Annotated in this window: 2 protein-coding genes and 2 pseudogenes; 2 read left to right on the top strand and 2 right to left on the bottom strand. The window is 40.3% G+C overall.

The window, feature by feature from the left end; translation table 11 throughout:
• Both FJR38_RS27420 and FJR38_RS27415 read right to left on the bottom strand, forming a co-directional pair.
• Positions 1 to 546, bottom strand: a pseudogene (locus FJR38_RS27420) (tyrosine-type recombinase/integrase); the annotation flags it as partial.
• 224 nt (positions 547 to 770) lie between these two features.
• Positions 771 to 1,664 carry a tyrosine-type recombinase/integrase gene (locus tag FJR38_RS27415; RefSeq protein ID WP_168499919.1) on the bottom strand — a complete coding sequence of 298 codons (894 nt, stop codon included), beginning with the start codon at positions 1,662 to 1,664 and terminating at the stop codon, positions 771 to 773.
• 88 nt (positions 1,665 to 1,752) lie between these two features.
• On the opposite strand from FJR38_RS27415, the gene FJR38_RS27410 reads away from it, so the two are divergent.
• Positions 1,753 to 2,214 carry a zinc ribbon domain-containing protein gene (locus tag FJR38_RS27410; protein ID WP_168499916.1) on the top strand — a complete coding sequence of 154 codons (462 nt, stop codon included), beginning with the start codon at positions 1,753 to 1,755 and terminating at the stop codon, positions 2,212 to 2,214.
• Between the two features lie 112 nt (positions 2,215 to 2,326).
• Positions 2,327 to 5,324 (top strand): annotated as a pseudogene (locus tag FJR38_RS27405) (Tn3 family transposase).
• Positions 5,325 to 5,353 lie beyond the last annotated feature (29 nt).

Here is a 5,353-nt window from a genome sequence, read left to right as displayed (position 1 = left end):
ACTATTGAGAGCTTGACGTGCAACTTCTTCCGCCCTAGCTGACGTAACTTTTTGGTAACGCAGAGTTGTTTGAATATTTTCATGCCCCATCAATGCCCGCAATTCTTCAATCCCCATTAAACCAACACGCTCCGTAGCAAAAGTATGCCGTAAATCGTGGATTCTCACCCCAACTAACTCTGGATATATACTTATTAATTCTCGCCAGTATTCATGCACAGTCCGATAGCTAATTCTACTCACAACTTTAGTCACTGGCTGTTGGGCTGTAAATAGCGCATCTACAGTATGATGACGCTCATATTTGATATATTATTCATTAATTGCCAAAGCAGCCGCATCACCAAAATAGCAACAACGCTGTTTATTACCTTTACCAACTACTTGAAACTTATATTTAGTTAAATCCAGATCCTCTATATTTAACGCTAAAAGCTCCGCTATCCGGCAACCTGAGTGATGTAATAAATGCACGATTGCATTCATGCGTAAATCAGAACCAACAGCTTTATAGAGGATATTTAATTGTGCAGATGTTAAAGGCATCACCGTGCCAAAACGGGAAAATTGTACGCTAAGGCTGAAACGATTGCAGGACAACGGTTTCAGAACCAAAATAAATTGATTAGCTAATACTTGTATAATAAGCAACCGGAAGATAGCTTACCCTCATTCTCTTGGTACAGAGTAGTATGTATTCCCTGCCCCATAAATTTAACCCCAGTTAAAAGTATTGATGATGACTGTCAAATCTGAATTAATTACCAAAATTATTCGCAAAAATTGGGCAGACTATTAAACGCCTTGTGTGCTACTTCCTCAGCTCGTTGTGGCGTTACTTTCTGATACCGTAAAGTTGTCTGAATGCTCTCATGTCCCATCAATGCCCTAAGTTCCTCAATCCCCATTAGCCCCACCCGTTCTGTAGCAAAAGTGTGCCGTAAATCATGAAGTCTCACCCCCTGAAGTTCCGTAACATTCCCAATCAAACTTGTCCAGGATTTATGAGCCATCCGGTACGATAGACGAGAGACAATCAAAGTTTTTGGCTGTTGGGCAGTAAACAGGGCAGGATGGTTGAGATGTCTATAATACTTTAAGTAGTGATTTAGACTCTTTTGCGCCGCTTCACTGTAAAAACACCACCGTTGCTTATTCCCCTTGCCCACAACCTGAAAATTCCTGGAGTTGAAATCAATTTGTTCCAAATTTAGAGCCAGTACCTCAGCAATCCTCGCCCCACTACTATGTAACAACCGCACCAATGCAGACATCCGCACATCTTTTTTGATGACATGATACAAAATACTTAATTGGTTAAGTGTAAGATAGCGCACAGCCTCAAGTTTCGCGTGTTCTCCTTGTTCTCGATTCGGCTTACGTCTTCTCAGTCCAGCAACCGGATTAGATTTGAGATATCCCAAATCAACAGCAAAATTGAACAAAGCCGTAATCACAGCTTGATGACGATGATGAGTAGTATAAGAAACATCAGTTAAAAGATTGAGATATTCCGACAAAACTTGTCTATTGATGATTTCTATTGACCATCGGCCGTACTCACAGAGCAAGGGCATTAAGGTAGACTGATATGAACGCAGAGTATTCTGAGATAATCCGGGACGTTCTAAAAATGCAGTGGCTAAAGCAGCTAAAGTAATCATCACTTTAGATCCTGAATAGAAGCAAGTTCTTGTCTAAAAGTGTAGATGTTAAAATATAATTAATAAATACATTTTTAGATATATTTTCATGGTGGTAGCAGAACAAGATCCGCTTCCCAAAGGGGATGAAGCCCTAGCTGATTACGTCCACAGGTTACGAACCCAGCAGAACTTAACCCAAAAAGAGTTGAGCTTAAAAGCACAAATACACATCCAAACCATCCGCAAAATAGAAGGTGGACAAACGAATAGACTCAATCAAAAAGCTAAAAGCGGTTTAGCATCTGCGTTGGGGATACCACCGGATTACTTAGATGCGGCAGCCAAAAAAGTCCCCCTAGAGACAATCACTACATTTAAATTTTGTCCTCAATGTTGGACTCCAGGAACGACCCCTGACCAAATGTGGACTGATTTACGGTCAAAGTATTGCTTTGCTTGTGGTACAGCTTTACGAAACCGTTGTATTAATTGTAATGAACCAATTATGTCACTAAAATTCAAATTTTGCCCTTACTGTGGGGCAAACTATAAACTTTCATCAAACTAATTAGATGCGGGGATTTTAATATTTTGATTTTGTTCGATAAATCTTGACAACCACTAACCACTAATTCATTATTCACAATAATTTATCAAATCCAAAACCACAGGTAATCTAATTGGCAACTCGTGAACTTTTATCTCCGGCACAGCGACTACAATTTACGGAAATTCCCAATTCTATCACCTCAAGAGATATAGCTCGCTACTATACTTTTAGCAACGATGAACTCAAAGTTATCAAAGAACGTCGTAGACCACACAATCGTCTGGGTTTTGCCGTGCAGTTGTGTTACCTCCGCTTTCCTGGTCGGGTTTGGAGTTTGTCAGAAATAGTCCCAGAATCTGTACTTTCTTATATTGCTTCCCAATTAAAAATTGACCCAACAATCATTACAGAATATTCACAAAGAGATACAACACGGCGTGAACATTTAGTAGAAATTCAAAATATTTTTGGGTTTCATTCTTTTAATATATCTACATATAAACTCCTCTCAAAATGGTTATTACCATTTGCCATCTCCTCAGATCAAGGGATGGCACTTGTGGGAGCATTAATTGATGAAATGCGCTTTCGTAAAATTATTATTCCAGCTATTTCTACTGTAGAACGTTTGGCGTGGGAAGTGAGACACCGCGCTCAAAAATTAGTGTGTCTAGAATTAACTCAAAATTTGACAATCTTACAAAAAACAGCCCTGGATAAGCTATTAGTTTTAGAGCCTGATAAAAAGCTGACTGATTTAATTTGGCTGCGTCAACCACCAGGAATACCTAATCCTAGAAACTTTTTAAAGCTTGTAGAACGCCTAGAATTTATTCGCAATCTTCACCTTGACTCTGGATGTTTGAAACGAGTACATCAAAATCGTCTGTTACAATTCACTAAAATTGGTGCGAAGTCTACACCTGCTCACCTATCTAGGTTAGATGAATTAAGACGTTATGCCATTTTAGTTGCTTTTTTGATTGAATGGAGTGCATCATTAGTCGATTATGCCATAGGGATGCACGATAAAATGATGGGTAAATTGTTTAATAAAAGTCAGCATCAGCATGGCGAAAAGTTTCAACATGATGGAAAAGCGATTAATGAAAAGGTGAGATTATATGCCCAAGTCGGAAAGGCGTTAATTGCCGCTAGAGAGGAAGAGGATGATGCTTATCAAGCGATTGAGTCGGTATTAGATTGGGAGAAGTTTATCAATAGTGTTGTTGAAGCTGAAAAGTTAGCTAGACCCGCAGATTTTGATTATCTTGAACTGCTTGATAACCGTTATTCACAGTTGCGAAGATATACACCTAAGTTGTTGGAGACCTTTGAATTTAAGGCGACAACTGCTAGTTTACCAGTTATCGAAGCTTTGGCGGTGATTAAAGAATTAAATATATCTGGACGCAGAAATATACCGGAATCTACTCCTACCAGTTTTGTTAAACCGCGTTGGTTAAAGCACGTAATTAAGGGGGATACTATTGACAGGCACTATTATGAGATGTGTGCTTTGGCTGAGTTACGCAGTGGTTTACGTTCTGGGGATATTTGGGTAGTAGGTTCTCGTCAGTTCCAAGATTTTGAGGATTATCTGTTAACGGATAGTTCATGGCAGTCAATGCGTTTTGCTCAGACAATACCTGTGGCGGTGACAACTGATTTCACTACCTATATTGAACAACGTTCACTGGAATTGAAGTCACAATTAGGGATTGTTTCTGATTTAATGGCAGAGGATAAGTTGATTGATGTCAGAATAGAAGATGAGCGGTTAATTATTACTCCTTTGAGCAATGCTGTTCCGACTGAGGTTGATGAATTAAGTCGAAAAGTCTCTAGTTTATTGCCGAGAATTAAGCTGACTGATTTGTTGGTGGAAGTTGATTCTTGGACGCATTTTACTAAACATTTTACACATTTATATTCAGGAACAGAAGTAGAAGATAAGGTGGTTTTGTTGAGTGCGTTGCTTGCTGATGGGATTAATCTGGGTTTAACGCGCATGGCAGATGCTACTCAAGGAATGTCTTTTGAGCGTTTAGCTTGGGTGGCTGATTGGTATATTCGAGATGAGACTTATTCTCAGGCTTTGGCAGAGGTGGTAAATTTCCAGGCACAAGTTCCTTTTGCTACTTATTGGGGTGATGGGACTACTTCTTCATCTGATGGTCAACGATTTAAAGCTGGTGGACACCGCAGTTTTAATGAAGAGATTAATGCCAAGTATGGTAAGGATAGAAGCGTGATTTTTTACACGCATATTTCTGATCAATATGTGCCTTTTCATGTCAAGGTGATTAATGCAACGGTCAGGGATGCTAGTTATGTTTTAGATGGTTTGCTGTATCACGAGAGTGATTTGCAGATTCAGGAGCATTATACTGATACTAGTGGCTATACTGAACAGGTGTTTGCTATGTGCCATCTGCTGGGGTTTAGATTTGCCCCACGAATGCGCGATTTACCTGATAAGAAGTTGTATACTTTTGAGTCTACTTCTGCTGATGAGGTTTTGTCGCCTTTGTTAGGTGGCAAGATTAATGTGAAGTTGATTGAGGAGTCTTGGGATGAGATTCTCCGGCTTGCTAGTTCGATTCGCACGGGGACGGTCACGGCTTCTTTGATGTTGCGGAAATTAGCTTCTTATCCTCGCCAGAATCGTTTGGCTTTGGCTTTGCGGGAGTTGGGGAGAATTGAGCGGACTTTGTTTACTTTGGAATGGTTGCAGAGTCCTGAATTACGACGACGGGCGACGACGGGCGACGGCGGGTTTAAACAAGGGTGAGGCAAAACATACCCTGAAAAGGGCGGTGTTTTTTAATCGTCTGGGTGAAGTCCGCGATCGCTCTTATGAAGACCAATTTTATCGGGCTAGTGGGTTGAATTTGGTGGTGGCGGCGATTGTTGTGTGGAATACGGTGTACACAGAAAAGGCTGTTGAGCATTTGAAACAACAGGGTATGGATATTCCTGAAGAGCATTTGCAACATTTATCACCTTTGGGTTGGGAGCATATCAATCTTACTGGTGATTATGTCTGGAATTTGAAGCAGGCAACCAGCTTTGATAACTTGCGCCCTTTGCGAGTTAAGGAAAATAAGTATCGCTCAAATCCTTGATGGATAAAGCTTTCAGCCTTAGCGTACAA

This window comes from Anabaena sp. UHCC 0253 (genome assembly GCF_009712085.1).
Classification (GTDB): Bacteria; Cyanobacteriota; Cyanobacteriia; order Cyanobacteriales; family Nostocaceae; genus Dolichospermum.
The sequence above is the reverse complement of the archived record's forward strand: the minus strand, read 5'-3'. Positions and strand labels throughout refer to the sequence as shown.